This is a genomic window from Bacillus sp. JJ1503 (assembly GCF_036965125.1).
Taxonomy (GTDB): Bacteria; Bacillota; Bacilli; order Bacillales; family Cytobacillaceae; genus Cytobacillus.
Window position 1 is genome coordinate 1 of the sequence record NZ_JBALOZ010000259.1, and the last position, 22163, is coordinate 22163.

21 protein-coding genes and 1 pseudogene are annotated in these 22163 nt (G+C 40.7%); all 22 read right to left on the bottom strand.

The genetic code is table 11. The annotated features are described in order from the left end of the window. Positions 1-320: 320 nt before the first annotated feature. Positions 321-1820: a lysine--tRNA ligase gene (gene lysS, locus V7149_RS19100; protein ID WP_335347203.1), complete on the bottom strand. Its 1500-nt coding sequence runs from the start codon at positions 1818-1820 to the stop codon at positions 321-323. A 195-nt stretch (positions 1821-2015) separates the two neighbouring features. Continuing rightward, positions 2016-3017 (bottom strand): tRNA dihydrouridine synthase DusB, encoded by a 1002-nt coding sequence (gene dusB, locus V7149_RS19105; RefSeq protein WP_335347184.1) that lies wholly within the window; start codon positions 3015-3017, stop codon positions 2016-2018. Positions 3018-3056: 39 nt separating this feature from the next. Then, complete coding sequence (locus V7149_RS19110) at positions 3057-3272, bottom strand: helix-turn-helix domain-containing protein (protein ID WP_335347185.1); 216 nt, start codon at positions 3270-3272, stop codon at positions 3057-3059. Continuing rightward, positions 3224-3751, bottom strand: a complete 528-nt coding sequence (gene folK, locus V7149_RS19115) for a 2-amino-4-hydroxy-6-hydroxymethyldihydropteridine diphosphokinase (protein WP_335347186.1) — start codon at positions 3749-3751, stop codon at positions 3224-3226. The genes V7149_RS19110 and folK overlap by 49 nt, the downstream gene beginning before the upstream one ends. Next, the gene (gene folB / locus V7149_RS19120; RefSeq protein ID WP_335347187.1) at positions 3751-4113 is read right to left on the bottom strand and encodes a dihydroneopterin aldolase; all 363 of its coding nucleotides are present in this window, start codon (positions 4111-4113) and stop codon (positions 3751-3753) included. Before folB ends, folK begins: the two co-directional genes overlap by 1 nt. Before the next feature lie 5 nt (positions 4114-4118). After that, a complete protein-coding gene (gene folP, locus V7149_RS19125) occupies positions 4119-4883 on the bottom strand; it encodes a dihydropteroate synthase (RefSeq protein WP_335347204.1) in 765 nt (254 codons plus the stop codon). A 73-nt stretch (positions 4884-4956) separates the two neighbouring features. Then, positions 4957-5814 carry an aminodeoxychorismate lyase gene (gene pabC / locus V7149_RS19130; RefSeq protein ID WP_335347188.1) on the bottom strand — a complete coding sequence of 286 codons (858 nt, stop codon included), beginning with the start codon at positions 5812-5814 and terminating at the stop codon, positions 4957-4959. A gap of 12 nt (positions 5815-5826) precedes the next feature. Then, complete coding sequence (pabA, locus tag V7149_RS19135; RefSeq protein WP_335347189.1) at positions 5827-6399, bottom strand: aminodeoxychorismate/anthranilate synthase component II; 573 nt, start codon at positions 6397-6399, stop codon at positions 5827-5829. Then, a complete protein-coding gene (locus tag V7149_RS19140) occupies positions 6396-7811 on the bottom strand; it encodes an anthranilate synthase component I family protein (RefSeq protein ID WP_335347190.1) in 1416 nt (471 codons plus the stop codon). Before V7149_RS19140 ends, pabA begins: the two co-directional genes overlap by 4 nt. A 107-nt stretch (positions 7812-7918) precedes the next feature. Continuing rightward, positions 7919-8848, bottom strand: coding sequence for a cysteine synthase A (cysK, locus tag V7149_RS19145; protein WP_335347191.1), 930 nt, complete (start codon positions 8846-8848; stop codon positions 7919-7921). A gap of 234 nt (positions 8849-9082) precedes the next feature. Beyond that, complete coding sequence (locus V7149_RS19150; protein ID WP_335347192.1) at positions 9083-9979, bottom strand: peptidyl-prolyl cis-trans isomerase; 897 nt, start codon at positions 9977-9979, stop codon at positions 9083-9085. Between the two features lie 21 nt (positions 9980-10000). Then, positions 10001-10879, bottom strand: coding sequence for an Hsp33 family molecular chaperone HslO (gene hslO, locus V7149_RS19155; RefSeq protein WP_335347193.1), 879 nt, complete (start codon positions 10877-10879; stop codon positions 10001-10003). 38 nt (positions 10880-10917) lie between these two features. Beyond that, positions 10918-11694: a type III pantothenate kinase gene (locus V7149_RS19160; protein ID WP_335347194.1), complete on the bottom strand. Its 777-nt coding sequence runs from the start codon at positions 11692-11694 to the stop codon at positions 10918-10920. A gap of 286 nt (positions 11695-11980) precedes the next feature. After that, on the bottom strand, positions 11981-13975 hold the full coding sequence (gene ftsH / locus V7149_RS19165; RefSeq protein ID WP_335347195.1) for an ATP-dependent zinc metalloprotease FtsH: 1995 nt from the start codon (positions 13973-13975) through the stop codon (positions 11981-11983). Between the two features lie 141 nt (positions 13976-14116). Next, positions 14117-14662 carry a hypoxanthine phosphoribosyltransferase gene (hpt, locus tag V7149_RS19170; RefSeq protein WP_335347196.1) on the bottom strand — a complete coding sequence of 182 codons (546 nt, stop codon included), beginning with the start codon at positions 14660-14662 and terminating at the stop codon, positions 14117-14119. Between the two features lie 76 nt (positions 14663-14738). Further along, positions 14739-16127, bottom strand: a complete 1389-nt coding sequence (gene tilS / locus V7149_RS19175) for a tRNA lysidine(34) synthetase TilS (protein ID WP_335347197.1) — start codon at positions 16125-16127, stop codon at positions 14739-14741. A 61-nt stretch (positions 16128-16188) separates the two neighbouring features. Then, on the bottom strand, positions 16189-17181 hold the full coding sequence (locus V7149_RS19180) for a serine/threonine protein kinase (RefSeq protein ID WP_335347198.1): 993 nt from the start codon (positions 17179-17181) through the stop codon (positions 16189-16191). Then, positions 17150-17887, bottom strand: coding sequence for a vWA domain-containing protein (locus V7149_RS19185; RefSeq protein WP_335347199.1), 738 nt, complete (start codon positions 17885-17887; stop codon positions 17150-17152). Before V7149_RS19185 ends, V7149_RS19180 begins: the two co-directional genes overlap by 32 nt. Before the next feature lie 297 nt (positions 17888-18184). After that, positions 18185-20668 (bottom strand): stage II sporulation protein E, encoded by a 2484-nt coding sequence (spoIIE, locus tag V7149_RS19190; RefSeq protein ID WP_335347200.1) that lies wholly within the window; start codon positions 20666-20668, stop codon positions 18185-18187. A 241-nt stretch (positions 20669-20909) separates the two neighbouring features. Next, positions 20910-21377 carry a S1 domain-containing RNA-binding protein gene (locus V7149_RS19195; RefSeq protein ID WP_335347201.1) on the bottom strand — a complete coding sequence of 156 codons (468 nt, stop codon included), beginning with the start codon at positions 21375-21377 and terminating at the stop codon, positions 20910-20912. Positions 21378-21459: 82 nt separating this feature from the next. Next, a complete protein-coding gene (locus V7149_RS19200) occupies positions 21460-21867 on the bottom strand; it encodes an FtsB family cell division protein (protein ID WP_335347202.1) in 408 nt (135 codons plus the stop codon). 13 nt (positions 21868-21880) lie between these two features. Then, a pseudogene (locus V7149_RS19205) lies at positions 21881-22163 on the bottom strand (spore cortex biosynthesis protein YabQ); the annotation flags it as partial.

The following is a 22163-nucleotide window of genomic DNA, read 5'->3' on the forward strand; positions in this document are numbered from 1 at the left end:
AAGAAAAAGACTAAAAAATAAACGTTGACGTTTTTGTTCGTTCAGTTTTCAAAGAACTACCATGTCGCTCATAGGCGACTTTTTAATAATAACAGATTCCTCAAGCTGAGTCAACAACTTTTTTCATCTTTTTTCGATGCCGTTTGCGGCAACGGATATAAATATACCACCATAAATACTATTGTGCAATAGATTTTTTAGTATTTTTTCGGATAATATTAAAGTAAAAATATTCATATTATTTTTACCCCGTAAACAAGGGCTTCCTTTAACAAAAAAGGCAAAGCACCTTTTTAGTGTGCCTTGCCTTTAGTATTTTATTAACGATGACGCATAAGTGGAAAAAGAAGTACATCTCTTATAGATGGAGAATTCGTTAATAACATAACGAGACGGTCAATCCCGATCCCTAATCCACCTGTTGGAGGCATACCATATTCTAATGCCTCAATAAAATCGTCATCCATCATGTGAGCTTCATCATTGCCCTGCTCACGCTCCTTAAGCTGTGCTTCGAAACGTTCTCTTTGATCGATTGGATCATTTAATTCTGTAAATGCATTCGCATGCTCGCGAGCGACAATGAACAGCTCAAAACGATCTGTAAATCTTGGGTCTTTTTCATTTTTCTTAGCAAGAGGCGAAATTTCTACTGGATGGCCGTAAATAAATGTTGGCTGAATTAACTTTTCTTCTACCTTTTGCTCAAAGAATTCATTTACAACGTGGCCATAAAGCATATGCTCCGTTACTTCAACTCCATGTTCCTTCGCCAAAGCATGAGCTTCATCAGCAGACATCTCTTTCCAGAAGTCTACTCCTGTATATTCTTTAATGGCATCCACCATATGAAGTCTTTTCCACTCAGGCTTAAGGTCTACCTCATATTCACCATACTGAACAGTAGTTGTTCCAAGCACCTCTTGTGCAATATGTGCAATTAGGTTCTCTGTCAAACTCATAATATCTCGGTAATCAGCATAAGCTTCATATAGTTCAATCATCGTAAATTCAGGATTATGGCGAGTTGAAACCCCTTCGTTTCGGAAAACCCGGCCAATTTCATAAACCTTTTCTAATCCTCCAACAATTAGACGCTTTAAATGCAGCTCAATTGCAATTCTCATAAAGAGCTCCATATCTAATGCGTTATGGTGAGTAATAAATGGACGAGCTGATGCACCGCCGGCAATGGAATGCATCATTGGTGTTTCAACTTCTAAATATCCTTGACTATCTAAGTAACGGCGCATAGATTGAATAATGCGGCTGCGCGCTACAAACGTCTTTTTACTTTCATCACTCATAATTAAATCTAAATAACGTTGGCGATAGCGCTGTTCAACATCCTTAAGTCCGTGGAACTTATCAGGAAGCGGACGTAAAGCTTTCGTTAAAAGCTCAAACGCTTGTACTTTTATAGAAAGCTCGCCTACTTTTGTTTTAAAAAGCGTACCCGATACTCCTACTAAATCTCCAAGATCAGCAGAATCGAAAATTTCATAACTCTCTTCTCCTACTGCATCAGTACGGACATAGATTTGAATTTGGCCAGTTAAGTCTTGAATATGAGCAAAACCTGCTTTACCTTTTCCGCGCTTTGTCATAATACGGCCAGCAATCGTTACTGAAATATTTTTTCCCTCTAATTCTTCTTTTTCAAGTTCTCCATATTGATCGATTAAATCCTGAGACTGATGAGAACGCTCAAATCTTTTCCCAAATGGATCTAGCCCTTTCTCACGCAGGCTATTCATTTTTTCCCTTCTGACTATGAGTTGGTCATTTAATTCCTCATGATTCTGACTCACTTGTATCATCTCCAATTTGCAAATCTTTTTATGTAAAGCGTAAAACTGCTAAATAAAGGTCTTTATACTTTTATTATTTTACACAAAGTAAGCAGGACACACACCAATAATGTTTATAAATAGAATAAAAACTGCCAGTTTATACACTGGCAGTCCTCTCTGTATCAAAAGTATTATAGTTAAAGAAGCTAGTGATGTCAAACATTACCCAGCTTGTATTCGGCTATGCTCCTTCTCTTCTGCGTCTATAACAATCGCATTTAGCAAGGTAACAAGATCCTCTCTTGTTTCGCATGTATTGATGGCGTTTCTTGCATTTGCGTTTCCGCGGATTCCTTTTAAGTACCATGCAGTATGCTTACGCATTTCACGAACAGCTATATTCTCATTTTTCAAAGCAATCAAGCGGTCAAGGTGAAGGATGCATACATCGATTTTTTCGCGCACACTTGGTTCTCCCATTAATTCTCCTGTTTCCAAATACTTAATGGTACGATAGATCATCCATGGATTTCCTAGTGCTGCCCGGCCGATCATGACTCCATCACAACCAGTTTCCTCAAGCATACGCTTTGCATCCTGAGGGGTCTGAACATCTCCATTTCCGATCAAAGGAATATTGAGGTTCTGCTTTACTTCACGAATGATATCCCAATTTGCTTTTCCCTCATACATTTGCACACGTGTACGTCCGTGAAGGGAAACTGCTTTCCCCCCGGCACTTTCAACGGCTTGAGCGTTGCGGACAGCGTAAATATGATCTTCATCCCAGCCCATACGCATCTTAACCGTAACAGGCTTTTCAACAGCATTTGTTACAGCCGAAACCATTTCATAAATTTTATCTGGGTCCAGCAGCCACTTTGCCCCAGCATCACATTTTGTGATTTTCGGAACAGGACAGCCCATATTAATATCTATAATATCAGCATTTGTATTTTTATCTACAAATTGAGCCGCTTCAATTAAGGTTTCCTTTTCTCCGCCGAAAATTTGCAAACTAAGCGGCTTTTCACGTTCATCTATATAAAGCATATTCATTGTCTTTTCGTTTTTAAAAACAATTCCTTTATCACTGACCATTTCGGCGCATACGAGTCCCGCGCCAAATTCTTTAACAGTCAGACGGAATGCCGAGTTGCATACTCCAGCCATTGGGGCAAGTACAACTCGATTTTTTAACTCAATGTCGCCAATTTTAAACAAATGACACAACCTCCTTTTAAAAAAATTCGCAGGTTACAATTACTCATTTTCCTCCGGAGGCGCTAAATCTCCAACGGTAATATTTAGCAAGCCGGCAATCCGCTCAATTAAATCCGGTGCAGGCATACGGTTTCCCCTTTCAATCTCACCAAGAATGGAAACAGATACACCTAACTCTTTTGCAAATCCTTCTTGTGTATAGCCTTTCAATTTTCGAAAAGCGCGAATTCGTCTTCCCCATTTATCTGCTTCCATATCCGTACTCCCTCTCTATCAGGAATTTCCTCTAAAGCATCTTGAAGAGGAATGTCCATCATCGGAAGCTTGATGCCGGAATAAATCTCTAAAAGAGGAATGATGACAAAGGCTCTCTCATGCATCCGAGGATGGGGAACAGTTAATTTCTCTGAAATAATATTCTCTTGATTATACAGCAAAATGTCAAGGTCAATCGTCCTAGGACCCCATCTAATATCCCTTTTTCTGCCCAGGCTTTTTTCAATTTCCATGCAGGTATTAAGTAATTCAAAAGGGCTTAAGTCCGTTTTCACTTGAATAACCATGTTCAAAAATTGATCTTGCTCTTCGTAGCCAACCGGATCTGTTTCGTAAATGGATGAAACATTTACCACCTTTACTCGCGGCACCGAATTAATACTTGCAATTGCATCTTTTAAGCTCTTAAACCGATCCCCGATGTTTGAGCCTAAAGCTATGTAAGCTTTATTATTCATTATCCCCTGCTCCTTGTAATTTCAACTGCTACCGATTCATAGTGGCCAGCTATAGGAGGGTCTGGCTTAATTACCCTTACATTCACCTGGGAAATAGCTTCAAAATGATTAAGCATTTCCCCGGCAATCTTTTCAGCTACAGCTTCTACAAGTTTAAAAGGCTTTCCTTCAACAATGTCCTTACAAACTTGATAAAGCTCAGCATAATTGATGGAGTCTTCAAGATTATCTGTTTCTCCAGCCCTTTTTAAATCTGCTTCTACCGTCAAATCTACAAAAAAACGCTGCCCAAGGCGGGTTTCCTCAGGAAAAACGCCATGGAAGCCATAAAAGGCCATTTTCGTTAAGGTGATTTTATCCATCGAGATCAGATCCCCTTCCCGACAAGTGCATCCATCATAACCGCCATTCGTTTCATTTCCTTAACGTCATGAATCCGGATAATCTGGCATCCTTTTTCAATTCCGTAACAAACGGTTGCACCAGTTCCTTCCAGCCTCTCTTCAACAGGCAAATCAAGAACCTTCCCTACCATAGATTTTCGGGATGTTCCTAATAGGACCGGGTAGCCTATTGACACAAGCTTATCCAGATTTTTCATCATTTCAAGGTCATAGGTTAATCCTTTCGCAAAACCAATCCCTGGATCTAAAATAATATTTTCATCCTTAACGCCTGCATTTTTTACCAAGGTAATGCTTTCAAATAAATCATTTACAACATCTCGATAAAAATCAGTATAATCAATATTCTTTCGATTGTGCATTAATATAATGGGTACCTGCAAATCGGCAGCAACCCCGGCCATGTCGGGATCAGCCTTTGCCCCCCAAATATCATTAATAATGTGAGCGCCTGCTTTAATCGATTGCCTAGCCACTTCCGCTTTATACGTATCTATTGAAATTGGGACTTTAACTTCTTTTGAGATGGCCTCTATCACTGGGACGACCCTTTCCAGCTCTTCTTCCACTGTCACAGGATCAAAGCCTGGACGTGTTGACTCCCCGCCAATATCAATGATATCAGCCCCGTCCTTTACCATTTGAAAAGCGCGTTCGACCGCTTCATCCATGCGGTTAAACTTTCCCCCATCGGAGAAAGAATCAGGAGTCATATTTAAAATTCCCATAATAAGTGTTTTCTTGCTGTAATCTAATGTATAAGGTCCACATTGAATGTTATTTTTCAAGAACAAAACCTCCTCAAACATCTTGTCTGCTCCACAGCCTCGTGCATTGCTGCTCATAAAGCTTTTGGAGAGCCTTTACCTTTGCTCCCGATACTCCAGGCATTTCCTTCCCGTCAAACGAGGATATTGGAACAATTTCTTGGATGGAGTTCGTGACAAACATTTCGTCCGCCTCTAGAGCCTGATCTACTGTGAAAAAGCCCTCTTGAATATCCATCCCAATAGAATTGGCCATCTTGATAACAAACTGTCTTGTAATTCCGTTTAAAATGCCAGTTTCCACTGCCGGCGTGAAAAGAGTATGGTCCTTTATCCAAAACAGATTCGATACAACACCCTCAGCCAAGAATCCTTCCTTCGTTAGAAAAATCCCTTCATAATCTGGGGAATTGCCTATTTCTCTTTTTGCTAAAATATTATTTAAATAATGGTGTGATTTGAGCCTTTCAAATCCTTCGGGTGTATTACGCTTTAATCTCAGTGTCACTGCCTTTTTCTCCTGCATCGGATTCCTTGGAGGAAGAGGCTTTGCAAAAATAATCAAATTGGGGTGGTCATATGGTTCTGTTTGCAGCCCGATCTCACCTATCCCCGAAGATACATTTAATCGAAAATACGCATCTTCTAATTTATTCTCCTTTAGAAGGAGCTGAAGTGCCTGTACGATTTCCTCACATGTATATTGAACGTTAATATTCAACACCTTTAAACTATTGTTCAACCGTTCCATATGGTCGTTCAATAAAAATGGATGACCGTTATATGTTCTAAACGTTTCAAACAAGCCCATCCCATACAGAAAGCCATGGTCGAATGGAGAAATAAGCGCCTCTTCCTTCCGAACCAACTCGCCATTCATATATAAATACAATTTCCACTCCCCCTATCTGCCATAAGAGTGAAGGAAGTTCTTTAGTAAATCCTTACCTGCCGTCGTCATAATTGACTCCGGATGGAATTGCACACCCTCAACAGGAAGCTCTTTATGTCGGACAGCCATTATTTCTCCCTCAGAGGTCCATGCAGACACTTCTAAGCATGAAGGAAGGGTTTCCTTTTTAACGATTAAGGAATGGTACCTAGTTGCTGGAAATGGATTAGGCAAACCTTCAAAAATGGTTTTTCCATCATGATAAATTTCAGAGGTTTTCCCGTGCATGAGCTTTTCAGCCTGAACAACTTCCCCGCCAAATACCTGTGCAATCGATTGGTGCCCTAGACATACGCCGAATACTGGGATCTTGCCAGCAAAGGACTCAATCGCTTCTAAGCTTATACCCGCCTCATTCGGACTGCATGGGCCTGGTGAGATCATCAGAAACTTTGGCTTCAGCTGATCGATCCCTTCAATGGTGATTTCATCGTTTCTTTTCACGAGTAATTCCTCGCCAATCTCACCAAGATATTGAACAAGGTTATACGTAAATGAATCATAATTATCAATCATCAGAATCATTTTGGTGCACCTGCTTCCTGTTCAGCCATTTCTTTCGCTTTCCAAAGGGCAATGGCTTTTTTCAAGGATTCTTCATATTCATTTTTGGGATTTGAATCAATAACTATTCCTGCACCTGCTTGTACATGTGCTTTTCCTTCTTTAACAATCATCGTGCGGATGATGATATTCAGTTCAACATCCCCGTTAAAATTAATCCATCCTAATGAACCTGTATATGGTCCTCTTGTTACAGGTTCCAGTTCCTCAATAATTTCCATCGTCCTAATTTTCGGAGCACCCGTAATCGTTCCTCCGGGGAATACAGCATCTATTAAGTCAAAGCCATCCTTGCCTTCAGCAAGCTCTCCTCTGACATTCGAAACGATGTGCATGACGTGGGAATATTTTTCGATGACCATGAATTCATTTACTTCAACAGAACCGAACGCGCATACACGCCCTAGGTCATTTCTTTCCAAGTCGACAAGCATCACATGCTCAGCCCGCTCTTTCTCATTTTCAATTAGTTCATTCGCAAGCTTCATATCCTCCGCCTCATCTCCGCCCCGAGAACGAGTACCAGCGATTGGACGAGTGCTTACTTCCTGATTCTTTTTCTTAATTAATAATTCAGGCGAACCGCTGACAAGCTGGTACTCAGGCGTGTGAAAATAGCCCATATACGGAGATGGATTGAGCACCCTTAGCTGATCATAAACATCAATGCCCTCGACCCGTATTGGCCGGCTTTGACGAACAGAGAGGTTTACTTGGAAAACATCTCCCTGAGAGATATAATCCTGCACTTTTTCAACAGCTTGAATAAATTCCCCTTCACTTACGGAAACTTCAAGCTGATCATCTACATTCCGAGGCTTGTTCTTGAGTAATGAAGGGTATTCTTTCGTCCAAAGGGACTCCCATTCTTTCGCTTTCTTTTCCAATGATTGCTCATCTTCATTATCCCCATACAAAAACATGATCCATAAAACATTATGTACTTTATCAAACACAAACCATTCTTTAAAAGTTAGGAAATGGATGTCAGGAATTTGCAGATCATCCTCCGCGATATTCGGCAAACGCTCAATGTAACGGCCATAATCATAGCTGATCAAACCAATGGCTCCACCTTGGAAGTCAGGCAGCCCATCTACTCTTTCAACCTCGTACTGGCTCATCCAATCTTTCAGTAAGTGCAGGGGATTGCCTTCTAGCACCTGTTTTCCATCTGATTGGATCACTTCTAATTTCGATTGCTTCCCGATTAGCACGGCATCAGGGTCAAACGCAGCGATGCTGTATTGACCCCCTCTCCCGCTTTCCAATATGACATGATGCTGCTTACCTTCAGCAAGATGCCGGTATTGCGTAAAAAATAAATCAAAAGAAAAAGGGATTTTTTTTGCGTGTATGTTGAATTTTTTCACAGGATTTTCACCTCTACATATTTATCTTTTTCCATCATACATGAAGATTGCTTAGAGGAAAAACAAAAAAAAGCAACAGCTAAGACTAAGCTATTGCTTTATGTTAATTATTCTGTTTCAAATTGATAAAGCGGTGTACTTAAATAACGTTCCCCGTTACTCGGAAGGATGGCAAGAACCTTCTTTCCTTTACCTAGCTCCTTCGCTACCTTTAACGCAGCGGAGATAGCAGCTCCTGAGGAAATTCCGCCAAGAATTCCTTCTTCCTTCGCTGCAAGACGTGCATATTCAAATGCCTCATCATTCGAAATCTTAAGGACTTCATCATAGATTTCCGTATTAAGAACCTTCGGAACAAACCCAGCACCAATTCCTTGGATTTTATGCGGACCAGGCTTTCCACCTGAGAGAACCGGTGAATCAGTTGGTTCAACTGCATAAATTTTAATATTATCATATTTTTCACGAAGTACGCTGCCCGCACCAGTGATCGTTCCACCCGTACCGATACCTGAAATAAAGGCATCAATCTGATCACCCATCTGCTCGACAATTTCTTTCCCTGTTGTACGGCGATGAATTTCTGGGTTGGACGGATTTTCGAATTGCTGAGGCATAAAATACCCGTGCTCTTTCGCTAGTTCATCAGCCTTTCGGATAGCCCCATTCATTCCTTCAGGTCCTGGAGTTAACACTAAATCTGCACCATAGGCACGAAGAAGATTACGGCGCTCCATACTCATTGTTTCTGGCATGACGAGTATAGCCTTATAGCCTTTTGCAGCTGCAATCATCGCAAGACCAATTCCAGTGTTGCCGCTCGTAGGCTCAATAATGGTTGAACCTTCCTTCAAGGCGCCACTTTCTTCTGCCGCTTCAATCATGGCTAAGGCGATACGATCCTTTACACTGCTTCCAGGGTTCATATATTCTAATTTGACATACACATCTGCACTATTTTCATCTACAAGTCGATTAAGCTTAACAATCGGTGTTTGACCTACTAGTTCTGCAATTGAATTTGCTAAACGAGGCATTTTCCCCACTCCTTAATCCGAGTATATTTATTGGTTTAATTAAAATTTAATACTTATAAGCGTTCATGTCAAATGTTTTCTATGAAAAAAGGCTGATTTTTACATAATTTCATACTTTCGCCTATTCTTCTATAAACTATCCTTCTTCATCACAAATCATGCCTGTATCCTAAGATTATATTTTCCGCAGAAAAAAGATGACTCAGCTCGTCCTGAGTCATCTCTAAAGGTATTCTAATGTGCTTCTGTTTTCCCATAAAACCATTCTACATCTAATTCATTCCAAAGAGGCCTTGCAGAAACAGGAGTATCCATTTGTTCTAAGGCAATTTGTCGGCGGATTTGGTCTTTCACTTCCTTATAGGAGTATTCTTTTCCTCTGACATGCTCATGAAGCATGACAATGGCATAACCGTCATCCATCTTAATTGCCTTGCTCCAACTGCCTGGTTTAAGGTTTTTAATCTCATCAATAAAGGATTTCGAATAGCGTTCAGTATCCTCGTTAATATACCCGGCATCCCCGCCAAAATTAGCTGTGAATTCATCAATCGAGCGCTCCATCGCCAGTACAGAAAAGCTAGAGCCCTGATCCAATTCCTTTATAGTCTGGTCCGCCTCTTTCTTTGTTTTGACAATGATTTGAGAAATATGATAGGAGTCAGGCAAGTTAAATTGGCTTTTATTTTTTTCGTAATAACTTTTTATTTCTTTTTCCGAGATTTTTGCATCTCTTGTTAAAAGTTCTTCAAGCATAAGACTGCTTTTTATTTGCTGTCTCCATTTATTCTCGTCAGACGCTTGATAGCCGCCAGAAGACCCGTACATCGTTTTGAACATATTTAATTCACGTTCAACTGCTTTATCTGATATGTTAACGGCGTACTTTTTCCCGGCTGTTTCAATCACCTTTTGGTCAATAAGCTCTTTTAAAACCTCTTTCCCATATCGTGATTCCATTTCACTTAGCCAATCCTGCCGAGTAATCTTCTCTTTACCAATGGTCGCCACGGTTTCATGATTTCCTGAGCTGCCTTTTGCAAGAAAAAGAGCAATCGTTAAGCAATTTAGCAAAATTAGTCCAACAATAATGAAACGCAACTTATCCTTCTTCAGCCTTTCCCTCTTCAATTCATTCTCCTCCAAAGCCGTCTAATCTGCTTCTCGTTTTAATCCCTCTAATTCATCCTTTGAATAATGATATATTTCATTGCAGAAATGGCATTGTGCTTCTGCTTTTCCTTCTTTATCGATCATATCCTGTATTTCCTCAGCGCCTAAACTAGTGATAACATTTCCAAATCTCTCTTTTGAACATGTGCAAGTAAAGGATACAGGCAGTTTTTCTAGAATTTTAATATTTTCTTTTCCTAAAAGCTCTTCCAACAACTCCTCAGGCGTTAAACCCTGCTCAATTAGCTTAGATACTGGAGGAATCGTTTTTAATCTATTTTCAATTTGACTAATCGTCTCGTCTTCCGTTCCAGGCATTAGCTGCACAATAAATCCGCCTGCAGCAAGGATCGTGTTGTCTGGATTTACTAGAACGCCTACCCCAACGGATGATGGTGTTTGCTCTGAGGTGACGAAGTAATACGTGAAATCTTCTCCTAATTCACCTGAGACAATCGGAACCTGACCTGAAAAATTTTCTTTCATTCCGATATCCTTGATAACCGTTAATGACCCCGTAGTGCCGACCGCGCGGCGGACATCAAGCTTGCCCTGTTCATTTAAGTCAAAATGGGTTTGCGGATGAGTCGCATACCCACGCACCTCACCCCTGGAATTACTATCTACTAAAATGGGGCCGATTGGGCCGCCGCCTTCAATTTTAATAGTGATTTTCTCTTCACCTTTTAACATAGCTCCCATCATCACACCTGCGGACATAGCCCTGCCTAGTGCGGCAGATGCAGTCGGCCATGTCTGATGCCGTCTTTGAGCTTCTCCAATCGTCTCTGTCGTACGAACGGCATATGCGCGAACTTGTCCATTATATGCAATTGCTTTTACTAAATAATCACTCATTTGTAAGCCCCTTTCTGTTGCTTTAACACACTGTTCTTTTATTTTGCCGTTTCCATATTACGCTTATAAATCAGCTGTAGCCCTTTTAGTGTTAAAAATGGATCAACGATATCAATAGCGGCTGATTCTTTCGCAATTAACCCTGCTAATCCTCCAGTAGCAATTACCGTAGGGCTTTCTTTTGCCTGTTCTTTTATCCTTTTTACAATTCCCTCTACTTGGCCAACATAACCAAATAAAATTCCTGCTTGCATCGCAGAAACGGTATTCTTCCCAATAATGCCCTCAGGACGGGCAATTTCAATTCGAGGAAGCTTGGCTGCTCTCGAATATAGGGCCTCCGTTGAAATGCCAATACCAGGGGCAATTGCACCGCCCATGTATTGTTTCTTTTCGTTAATATAACAGTAGGTTGTAGCCGTGCCAAAATCGACAATAATGAGCGGGCTGCCATAATCATGAATCGCTGCAACAGCATTCACAATTCGATCCGCTCCAACCTCTCTTGGGTTTTCATATTTAATATTTAAACCGGTCTTGATTCCAGGGCCAACAATCAGCGGTTTGATATGAAAGTACTTTTCACACATTCGCTCAAGAGCTGTCATGATTGGCGGGACAACAGAGGAAATGATGATTCCATTTATATCGGCAAACGTTAGGTTTACATGTTCAAACAGGGATTTTATCACAATCCCGTATTCATCTTCTGTTTTATGCCGGTTTGTCTCTATTCGCCAATGGTATTTCAGCTCGTCCCCATCATATACACCTAATACCATATTCGTGTTCCCTATATCAAAAACAAATATCAATTTTCTCACCACTTTTATATTTGAGTTTTAAGTTGCTATTAACAGCATTTTCACTGAAAACATCATAACATAACTTGAATGGGATGGTGTAATAAGAAATGCGGAGAGTGCCCGATTATCGGCGACAAGCATAAGACGAGCCAGCAGGAAGGTTGTTCTTTACCTTCTTGATGGATTGGCTTATGACCTCGAGCCGATGGCACTCGCAGCTAGACAGTTCTCAAACTTGAAAAAACTATACTTTATCAAATTAAAAAAAGCGCCCAAAGCGGGCGCTTTTGCCAGACTATTCTTTTTTATCTTCGCCAATTGCAGGTGGGTCTTCCATTTCCGCAGGCGATGAATTTTCTCTTGTCTCTTGGATCTCTCCAGTAACCGCATTGTCCTCTTTATTGACGTTAATATTTACTTTAACGTCATTTGAAGATGATTCATCTTCCTTAGCGACAGGGCGATCTGGCAGTGTTCCATGATCCATTAAATGCTTAATTTGCTCTGCATCAAGCGTTTCAACCTCAAGCAGGGTATTGGCAATCAGATCTAGCTTCTTGCGATTTTCTGTAAGAACCTTTCTTGCCTTTTCATAGCTTTCTTTAATAATACGCTGAATTTCTAAGTCAATTTCATAGGCAATGGCATCAGAATAGTTCTGATCGTTGTTGAAATCTCTTCCTAAGAATACTTGGCCGCCTTGTGATTGACCGAATTGCAGCGGACCAAGCTTATCGCTCATTCCAAACTCAGTCACCATTCTGCGCGCAATCCCTGTTGCACGCTGGAAGTCGTTATGGGCTCCAGTACTTACTTCACCGAATACAATTTCTTCTGCGACACGTCCGCCGAGCAATCCGACAATTTTGTCAAGAAGCTCTGGCTTCGTCATGAAGAAACGGTCTTCTTTTGGAAGCATAACGGCATATCCGCCAGCCTGGCCACGAGGGACAATAGTAACCTTATGAACCATTTCTGCATCCTCAAGCACAACACCAGTTACAACATGGCCAGCTTCATGAAACGCAACAATATTTCTTTCCTTTTTCGAAATGACTTTGCTTTTCTTAGCAGGACCAGCAATCACTCGATCCGTAGCCTCATCAATATCTAGCATATCGATCTTTTTCTTATTTGAACGAGCTGCTACAAGCGCGGCTTCGTTTAATAAATTCTCTAAATCTGCACCAGAAAAGCCTGGTGTGCGTTGTGCAATAGCCTTTAGGTTCACTGAGTCATCTAAAGGTTTATTTCTAGCATGCACTTTAAGAACAGCTTCTCTCCCCTTAACATCAGGGCGGTCCACTGTGATTTGGCGGTCAAAGCGTCCTGGACGAAGTAAGGCTGGGTCCAAGATATCTGGACGGTTTGTCGCTGCAACGATAATAATCCCTTCATTTGCACCGAATCCATCCATTTCAACTAGTAACTGGTTAAGCGTTTGTTCACGTTCATCATGACCGCCGCCTAGTCCTGCGCCACGCTGACGACCAACCGCATCAATTTCATCAATAAAGATAATACATGGTGCATTCTTTTTCGCATTTTCAAATAAATCACGGACACGTGAAGCACCGACCCCGACAAACATTTCAACGAAGTCTGATCCGCTAATGGAGAAGAACGGTGTTCCTGCTTCACCTGCAACAGCACGTGCAAGTAACGTTTTACCAGTTCCTGGAGGCCCAACTAATAGAACCCCTTTAGGAATTCTTGCGCCTAATTCAGAGAACTTTCTAGGGTCCTTCAAGAATTCAACAACTTCTACAAGCTCCTGTTTTTCCTCATCTGCGCCCGCAACATCTTTAAAGCGGACTTTCTTCTTACTCTCATCATAAAGCTTTGCTTTACTTTTACCGAAATTCATCACACGGCTGCCACCACCCTGTGCTTGGTTCAGCAAGAAGAAGAATAAAATGAAGATGATGATAAATGGAATAATGGACGTGAAAAATGTGACCCAGCCGCTCGTTTCCTTCGCTGGCTGAAAATCTACTTCCGATTTCTGCGCAAGTGCATCAATACGGTCAAGGATATTATCACTATTCACCACGTAAGTTAGGAAGTACTTCCCTTTTTCATAGCCTTCAAGCTGGCCTCTTACTTCATAAACGCCTCTTTCCGGCTGCATGGTAATAGACGTTATTTCTCCACTTTCTAAGTAAGTAACAAATTTATCGTAAGAAATTTGTTCAGTCGGCTCATTATTGCCGTTAAAAAAGCTGACAACACCTATAATGACTAAAAATATCAATAAATAAAAGATGGTGTTCCGGAAGATCCGATTCATCCCTTACCTCCTCCCACGGTTAACAAACTATAATGTATAGTAGCATAGTGAATTGCGACAATTCAAGGAATTACCCTTCATAAGACTGGAAAAATTCTAGAAGTAAATAAAGCATCCTCATTATTAACTTGATTTTTCTGCTTAATTGTTGTTACTATATATTTCCGGCTTAAGAACGCCAATATATGGCAGGTTACGATACTTTTCAGCGTAGTCCAAACCGTAGCCTACGACAAATTCATCAGGAACAATAAAGCCAACATAATCTGCATGAAGATCGGCTTTTCGTCCTGTTGGTTTATCAAGTAAAGTGACAATTTTAATGGACTTTGCCTTACGGTAGCGGAATAAATCAACTAAGTAGCTTAAAGTTAAGCCGCTATCGATAATATCTTCAATAATTAGAATGTCCCTGCCTTCAACTGAAGTATCCAAATCCTTTACAATTTTGACCTCTCCCGAAGAAATAGTGGAATTCCCGTAGCTGGAAACATCCATAAAGTCCATTTCTAAATAAGTGTCCATACGCTTTAACAGATCACCCATAAAAGGCATTGCCCCTTTTAAAATGCCAATGGCAAGAGGAAAGCGATCCTTGTACTCCTCTGTAAGCTCTGCGGCAAGGGCTTTTATTTTTCCCTGAATTTCTTCTTCTGAAATTAGTACCTTTTCAATATCATTTTTCATCTTTCGTGAGCCCCCTAGAAGTTCATTGCTTGTAATAAAATGTAATTCTATACTTACTGTTATACATTCATCAAAATCATTTTTCCATATAAGATAAAAGGATATAACTAGAATCAGGATGGTAACCGATGGAATATTGAGATTCCTTTATCCCTGGTATCCACAGGATTTCACCTTTGCTATCCGTTACAATCGGCCAAGTATTTCGCTCCGTCAACGGCATCTTCTTATCAATAAAAATGTCCTTAACCTTCTTCGACCCCTGCATACCTTTCAATGTCATACGGTCTCCATTTTCTCTAGTGCGAATAACAATCGGCAAGGAGATGGAGTTCCGATCTAATAGAAGGGTGTGAGGCTTTAAGCTCCCATCTGAACCATAGGTATATTCAAATGCGATACTGCTGCCGTTAGGCAAGCTAACTTTTCCGGGTTCAGCTATTTCAAAACGATAAGATTGTACAGGATGAGAACGAAATAGAAAATGACATCTTTCGTATGAACGTACAATATTCAAACCGCTTGGGAAATGAAGGGTTCCGGATGGATGAGGACTGCTCATTAATGAAAAAACATTTTCTGTATGTAATGCAGATAGAGATGCAGGTTTTTTCTTATAAAGATAGTTTAATATTAGTTGAATACCTCTCCTTTGTAAAGGCATTGGCATTGCTTGAAAGTCCTTAATATTCAGGATTATTTCCTGAGCAGATTTCTTTTCCATTACTTTATTCATTTTTTGGACAGTTAATTCCTGCAAAAAAAACTCATCGCTTTGAATTTCTTCACTAAAACGCTGAAAATGCTCGTGAACCTGGGGATTTTCCTTTCTAAGGAAAGGCATAATTTCCTTACGAAAGCGGTTTCGGCTGTAAATCCCCTTTTCATTGCTAGGATCTCGTCGCGGGTCCAAATCATGCTCCAGACAATACATTTCTATTTGCCATCTATTTAGACATAAAAAGGGGCGGAGGATTTGCCCATTGCCAAAGGGCCTAAAAAAAGCTATTCCTGCCCTAGCTTCCCCCGAACTTCCTCTTGTTAGCCTCATAAGAATAGTTTCAACCTGATCATCTCCGTGGTGGCCTAAAACGAGATAATCTGTTTTATGCTTACTCATTACTTTTTCAAAAAAGCGGTATCTGCACTCTCTTGCTGCAATCTGTGAGCTTTTTCCTGTTTCTTGTATGTATTGCGGAACATTCACCTGTTCCATTTCAAATGGAATCATTCTCGCTTCGCAAAACTGCTGAACAAATTTTGCTTCTGCGAATGATTCATCTCCTCTAAACATGTGATCAACATGAGCAGCTATAATTTGAAGATTAAACTGATCTTTTTTGCTCCATAAATAGTGAAGAAGGGCCAATGAATCAGGCCCGCCTGAAACCCCTATCAAAAGCTTCTTATTGTCCAGCTCCAAGCCTTTTCGCTGAAGAAATGCTCTTACTTTGGCATCTAGCATATGATTCTTCCTTCTTGATTTTACTTAAAGCATAACATTTTCACGATGTTCTTTTCAAAAATTACACTAATTGTCCATATATATAAATGACATATAAAAGGGAAATGATTAGAAAGATTAGAATGGTTTCCAGAACGCCTCCCCTCTTTTTCTTCCTTATATAGGATTGACGTCTAACTGTAGTATTATTTGTTTGTACTTGTGTTTGCTTCCTTTGCGGGGCTCTATTTACTTTTTGAGGCTTTGGTTCTGGCTGCTGGTTCAGTTGTAAAATGGATTGTCGCATTTCTTCTGCTGAAGTAAACTTCCCATGTAGAGCATGTAAGATAACGCCTTCGAATTTCAAAAGCTCTTTCTTTTGCCTCACCATAAAAATGAGCTGTTTCAAATCTCCTGATGTTTTGTGAAACCTTTTCGGATAGGCAATATTTATTAGAATCATCGCAACTGCGAAAAGATCATAGGCAGGATCAGCCTTTCTTGAACCAAGCCCCCAATACCCCCGATCAAAAAACTCCGTAAATTCCTTAATGGCCCTCCCCTGTATCGTTGTGCCGCCAACATCGATACAACGAATTCTAGGCGGCGGTCCTGTTACAATTAAGTTTTCTGGTTTAAGGTCGCCAAATACCCATCCGCTTTCGTGTAGCTTATGTAAATCACTTAAGAGCTGGAGAACGACAACCTCTGTCCAGGATGGCCCCTTTTCCTGAATAAACGTTAAAAGATCTGGTCCTTCGATGTATTCCATTACATAAAAAGATATTTGCCTGCCTTTCCATATCCAATCATCGACATCAAGCAAAGAAGGTCCAAGGGCGGAGCCTGGGACCTTTGCAAAGGATTTTAGTACATTTACCTCTGATGTTACGGACATTCCGTTATCACTCATTTTTAATGCAACTCGCTGACCTCCGGAATTAGCTAAAAACACGATGCCATTTGCCCCGTAACCAAGCTCCTTTAAAATCGTATACCGATTGTGATGCCACTTTCCTTCGATCACCGTGCCAAGTTTAAGTTTAAATTGATTCTTCAAAGAATGATTCATCATCACGGGAAAGCAGACTCCTTAATGAGCGTTTTTTCTTGAATTGAGATAAAGCTTCGCGTATGGCAGGGCCAGTCGGGGTAATGCCGCCTGTTGTTAATTTCCCGAAAATACTTGTTAGGGCACCTAGATTAGGGGACCAATCCAGAAGCTTTTCGACTTCCTTCTTTTTCCCCGGAAATACGAAGACTGAAAAACGATTTTCTCCAGAACGTGCATTCAGGCTTAACGATAAATCTAGCAATGCTTCCTTTACGGTAGGGAGCTTATGTGCCATACTAGCGCTCGTATCCACTAAAACAAGCACCTCAAGCTCAACGGTTTCTCCAAGCTCATCGACAACCTCCATGACCTCGCCTCTTTGATCAGGCGGAAGATCCTCAACTGTTTTCGCTCCCCCAAGAATTTGCTGCAATTCACGGTTTACAACTCCTTGAAGTGTTTGTGTCATCGCTTTCCTCGTAACCATTTGGACCGTTTGGGAAAGCTGCTTGGCATAGACAATCTGACTGATGCCTCCTCCTGACATGGCAATCCCTTCAATTTCACTCATGCTCTTTTCATCTAATACGTCTTTTTCCATGACTCCTATGACATTTACCGTAATTCCTTGCTCCTTTGCCAGAGCAGCCATCGCCATCGGATCCTCGCCTTGGTTAGAGCATCCATCTGTTATCAGTAATATTTGCTTTAACGTGCCAGTTTTCATAAGGTCTCCCCTCCATTAAAATAAAATAATTTGGCTTTTTCGAATTTGAGAATTGTCTAGCTGCGTGCGCCATCGGCTCGAGGTCATAAGCCAATCCGACAAAAAGGTTAAAGTACAACCTTTCTGCCGGCTTGTCTTATGCTTGAGGCCCGCAGGATGCGGGTCATGCAGACGTTGCCACAGGACGTGGCGTACTTAGTCTGCGTTCATTTAAGCAGGCGCACTCCGCCTTTCGTTATCATTTTCGACTCTCAGGAGGGGAATTATACATATTTTCGGATGTTTAGGTTAAATTAACTAATTGGCTTTTTTACGCAATGCATGGACAGGAATACTTGTCCATTTTGGCGTATTATGTTTTATCTTGGCTACAACTACTGTCATGTCGTCTTCAATATATCCGGATCTAGATCGAATGACCTCTTCCATAATCAAATCAGCTACGTCTTGCGGATCTTCCGTTTTTAACTCACTAAGTTTTCTCTTCATCCACAAGTCGAAGTTTTCTACATGCTTCGGCCCTTCAAAGATTCCATCACTCATCATCACTAATAGATCACCGGCCTTAAGCTGCTCACTCACAACATCTACTTCGAATTCTTGAAATATGCCCATTGGGAGATTACTAGCTTCGACCTTTAGAACTTTAGATCCTCGTTTAATAAAGCTTGGGGTGGAGCCTATTTTCAGAAATTCAGCTCCCGCGTTTTGAAGATCAATCATCGCTAAGTCTAAGGTTGAGAATATTTCATCTGTTGTGCGCAAGGCTAATACAGAGTTGACTGATTTAATCGCCACCTTTTCCTCAATGCCTGATTGCAAGATTTTTTGTAAAAGCTGAAGCGTTTCTTTGCTTTCTATATGCGCCCTCTCTCCATTGCCCATTCCGTCACTAATGGCTATCGCAAATTTCCCACAGCCTAATTCGATCGTAGAGTAGCTGTCACCTGAGATAAACCCGCCGTCTTTTGCAGCATGCGCAACCCCCGTTTCCACTGTAAACGCCTTCGCTGATCGGAAAGTAACATGGCAAAACCCATTCGGATAAGCGGAACATTCCTCCGAATTCACAACAATCGATTCTCCTAAAATATCTGAAAGCATTGGAGCAATCAGTTTCTCGCATTCCCCGTGCCCTTGGCAGTAAGGAATGGTCATATCAATATCGACATTTCTTTGCTCAAGGCTATAAATCTCAACTTGTTCGATATGGATCCCAAAATCCTGTAAAGCCTCTAGAATAAGCTCCTCCTGCTTATGATGATTTTCCCGCTCTCTTTGAATTTCTTTTGCAAAATCCCCCATCACCTCTGAAACACCGCGTAATTGATCTGCAACTAGCTTTCTGCTTTCCTGAACCTGCTTCTTAAGCTTTTGATTTGCATAATAAAAGGTGAGCTCCTGCTGAATCGTTTCTGTCACTTTCTTCGACCTTGTACAATGCTTTTCCCATTCTCTTGAAAGCCGAGGTGAAAGTTCGCCGTGATTTTCATCCAAATCATTCATAATCTCTTCCATATAGGCATATGTTGTATCAAAGTTTCTTGTCCAGCAATGATCCTTTTTAAAGCAGGATTGACAGGTCTTACTTGTTACATTACTTAAAAAGTAATCAAGCTCCCGGTCGGATTCATCTTCTTTCCATTCAGTCGGCTCGTCATAGGAGGAAAAGCTTTTTGAAAGGGCCTGAAAGACATTTGAAAATTGAGCTACCCTTTGAGCAGTAACATCACGCATTTTCCGCATATACTGCTGCTGTTCAGCAGCATACTCAGGTGTGCCTGGAATATGCTTGGCGAGCTTGGCTGATAATGCTTGAGGGGTTAGAAGAAACAGGAAAATAGCGGCAGACGTTTCCAAAACTGTTTTTAATAGATTACTGCTTTCTTCTCCGTACATCCCAATTAATAGAGTAGCTATCAGCAATCCGGCAGCAACGCCTATTTTTCTTCCTTCTTTTAATAGACCGCCAAGAAGGCCCGCAAACGCAAGCAAGCTCATATGATAGAAGCTGGAAACATTCGCAAGACTGAAGATTAAGCCTGTTACCACTCCCACTGTCGATCCCACAGTTGCTCCGGCAACAAAGGCAAAAAGCAGGACTAGGTATCTCGACATAATATGTTCAACAGAAAGATCGTAGACCGTCCAGCCAATCGTACCCGTCATAACAGAAGCGAGCATAATGATTAAGCAGACAATTTCTTCCGTTTTCAACGATTGCCGGCGCTTGCTTATCGATAACAGCGGAATGCTTTGAATAAAAATAAGTGTAAGGATGAAGCCAAGGCTTGCTTCCACCCCTGCCATCATTCCATCATAGACAGTCAGCGTTTTTGTTAAAATAAAATCCTCTAATAATTTTCCGCCTAGCAATGTAAGGAATACAAAAAACGGCAATGCTCGCATTTCATTATGGAGCCACTTTTTTGCCATTCGAAAGACAAATAGAAACATAAAGGTAATTCCAAAAGCGGAAACCGCATTTGGGATAGAAATCGTAGCAGCACCAGCAATTAATCCTACTAATGCGAGGGGGGCTTTATCCCTTCTAATGAAATAAACCGCAGCAAAAAACGGGAGACTAAAAGGAGTAAGCTTGGCCAAAATTAACGCTCTGCCAAGTAAAAAACCAATCAACAACAGAAGATAGCCCTTTTTGAAGAAAAAGGTTTCCATCCCTAACTGAAATTTATTCAATCCTTTTGCGAATTCCAATTTTGGTCTGTCTAAATTTACTTCTCCGATCGGCTCGACTAAATTCCTTTCTACCTTTTCCATTTTATTACACTCCCCATCCTTTATCGTATTGCTTATTATAAATTCAATGGGGCTAGAAGTTTGTCAAAAGAGCGGACAGGCTTCTATTTTTCGTTCGACTCATTTCTCCGTAAAGCACAAAAAGGAAACAAAATGTTCTATAAAAGCATAAAAAAGACAAGTCCTTTACGACTTGTCTTGAATGGGAATCATAAACGTTCAACCCTGCAAAATTAAAAATATATATCAACTAAGCAGCAAGTTAACCTCGTCTAGCGCCTCTTCCCCCACGCTTCGATTCAGTATTACGTTTTAATGATGACAGACGATCTTCACTATCCTTTAAGAAACGAGCCATTTTAGATTCGAAATTTTCTCTTGATGGACGATTATCGTTTGCTCTGCCTTGACGTGGACGTTGAGAATGTGAATGTCCTCTAGACTCTCTTCTTTCGCCTCTTTCAGGTCTTTCCGGTCTATCTGGTCTTTCAGGCCGATCCTTTGCCTTTTTAATGGAAAGACCGATCTTTCCATCCTTTTCGACATTAATAACTTTCACTTCGACCTGGTCGCCAACTTTAAGGTGATCATTAATGTCCTTCACATAATTGTCAGCGACCTCGCTAATGTGCACCAGACCTGTTGAGCCTTCCGGTAACTCCACAAACGCTCCGAAATTTGTAATTCCTGTTACCTTTCCTTGTAACTTGCTGCCCACTTCGATTGACATAAAAAGAAATTGCCTCCTTGAAAGATATAAAAATACTTACTACATATTATACCGAACTTAAGAAAAGAGTTCAATACAAGGGCTAATTAGAAGTTGAATCCTTTTTTTCCTCTTTTTCCTTTAACTCCGGCAAATTAAAAATGACCTCATTGTTATCCGAAAGGAAGTAATCCTTTCTAGCAAGCTTGGCTATGTATTCATCATCATTCAGCTTGACAATTTCCTCCTCCAGGGCCACTTCCTTTTTCTCTAATAAAGCCAATTCCTGTTCTAGCTTCTGTTTCTCCACTGTCTTTGCTTCGATCGATGAGGATTGCGAAACGAGCGTGGATATCATGAAAAAGGATAGAGCGATGGCACCCGTGAAGAAGACTGTTAATCTTCTATATAAGAGTCGTCTCTTCCTTCCAGCATGAATTTCTTCGGCCTCCTGCTGCTTGACATAGCTTGTATGAATTTTGGCTACATTTCTTTTCTTGATAGCCCCCATTTCGCACCCCTCCTTACTTTTTATATTTTTTCAGGATTGTTATCCACTTAGTTAAATGATTCTTTATCTTTCGTAAAACTCCTGCCATTCTATTATAAATCTTCTCGACTGATTTTTTAAGACCTTTCGGCAAAACTTTCCAAAATAATAACAAAAGCCACTTGAAAGGGAGAAGAATAATCTTACATATGAATAAAATAATCCTGAATATTAATATTAAAAGAGCCACTAGTCCCTTCTTTATCATTAAAAGTAAAGAAATAACAGCAAATATGAGTCCTCTTACTGGTTTATAG

What these genes read in the sequence shown, in the direction of transcription:
- lysS (WP_335347203.1), bottom strand. Translation starts at nt 1,820, where the DNA reads ATGATACAAGTGAGTCAGAATCATGAGGAATTAAATGACCAACTCATA.
- V7149_RS19110 (WP_335347185.1), bottom strand. Translation starts at nt 3,272, where the DNA reads ATGGAAGCAGATAAATGGGGAAGACGAATTCGCGCTTTTCGAAAATTG.
- folK (WP_335347186.1), bottom strand. Translation starts at nt 3,751, where the DNA reads ATGAATAATAAAGCTTACATAGCTTTAGGCTCAAACATCGGGGATCGG.
- folB (WP_335347187.1), bottom strand. Translation starts at nt 4,113, where the DNA reads ATGGATAAAATCACCTTAACGAAAATGGCCTTTTATGGCTTCCATGGC.
- folP (WP_335347204.1), bottom strand. Translation starts at nt 4,883, where the DNA reads ATGGGAATTTTAAATATGACTCCTGATTCTTTCTCCGATGGGGGAAAG.
- pabA (WP_335347189.1), bottom strand. Translation starts at nt 6,399, where the DNA reads ATGATTCTGATGATTGATAATTATGATTCATTTACGTATAACCTTGTT.
- cysK (WP_335347191.1), bottom strand. Translation starts at nt 8,848, where the DNA reads ATGCCTCGTTTAGCAAATTCAATTGCAGAACTAGTAGGTCAAACACCG.
- hslO (WP_335347193.1), bottom strand. Translation starts at nt 10,879, where the DNA reads ATGAGTGATTATTTAGTAAAAGCAATTGCATATAATGGACAAGTTCGC.
- ftsH (WP_335347195.1), bottom strand. Translation starts at nt 13,975, where the DNA reads ATGAATCGGATCTTCCGGAACACCATCTTTTATTTATTGATATTTTTA.
- hpt (WP_335347196.1), bottom strand. Translation starts at nt 14,662, where the DNA reads ATGAAAAATGATATTGAAAAGGTACTAATTTCAGAAGAAGAAATTCAG.
- tilS (WP_335347197.1), bottom strand. Translation starts at nt 16,127, where the DNA reads ATGCTAGATGCCAAAGTAAGAGCATTTCTTCAGCGAAAAGGCTTGGAG.
- V7149_RS19180 (WP_335347198.1), bottom strand. Translation starts at nt 17,181, where the DNA reads ATGATGAATCATTCTTTGAAGAATCAATTTAAACTTAAACTTGGCACG.
- V7149_RS19185 (WP_335347199.1), bottom strand. Translation starts at nt 17,887, where the DNA reads ATGAAAACTGGCACGTTAAAGCAAATATTACTGATAACAGATGGATGC.
- spoIIE (WP_335347200.1), bottom strand. Translation starts at nt 20,668, where the DNA reads ATGGAAAAGGTAGAAAGGAATTTAGTCGAGCCGATCGGAGAAGTAAAT.
- V7149_RS19195 (WP_335347201.1), bottom strand. Translation starts at nt 21,377, where the DNA reads ATGTCAATCGAAGTGGGCAGCAAGTTACAAGGAAAGGTAACAGGAATT.
- V7149_RS19200 (WP_335347202.1), bottom strand. Translation starts at nt 21,867, where the DNA reads ATGGGGGCTATCAAGAAAAGAAATGTAGCCAAAATTCATACAAGCTAT.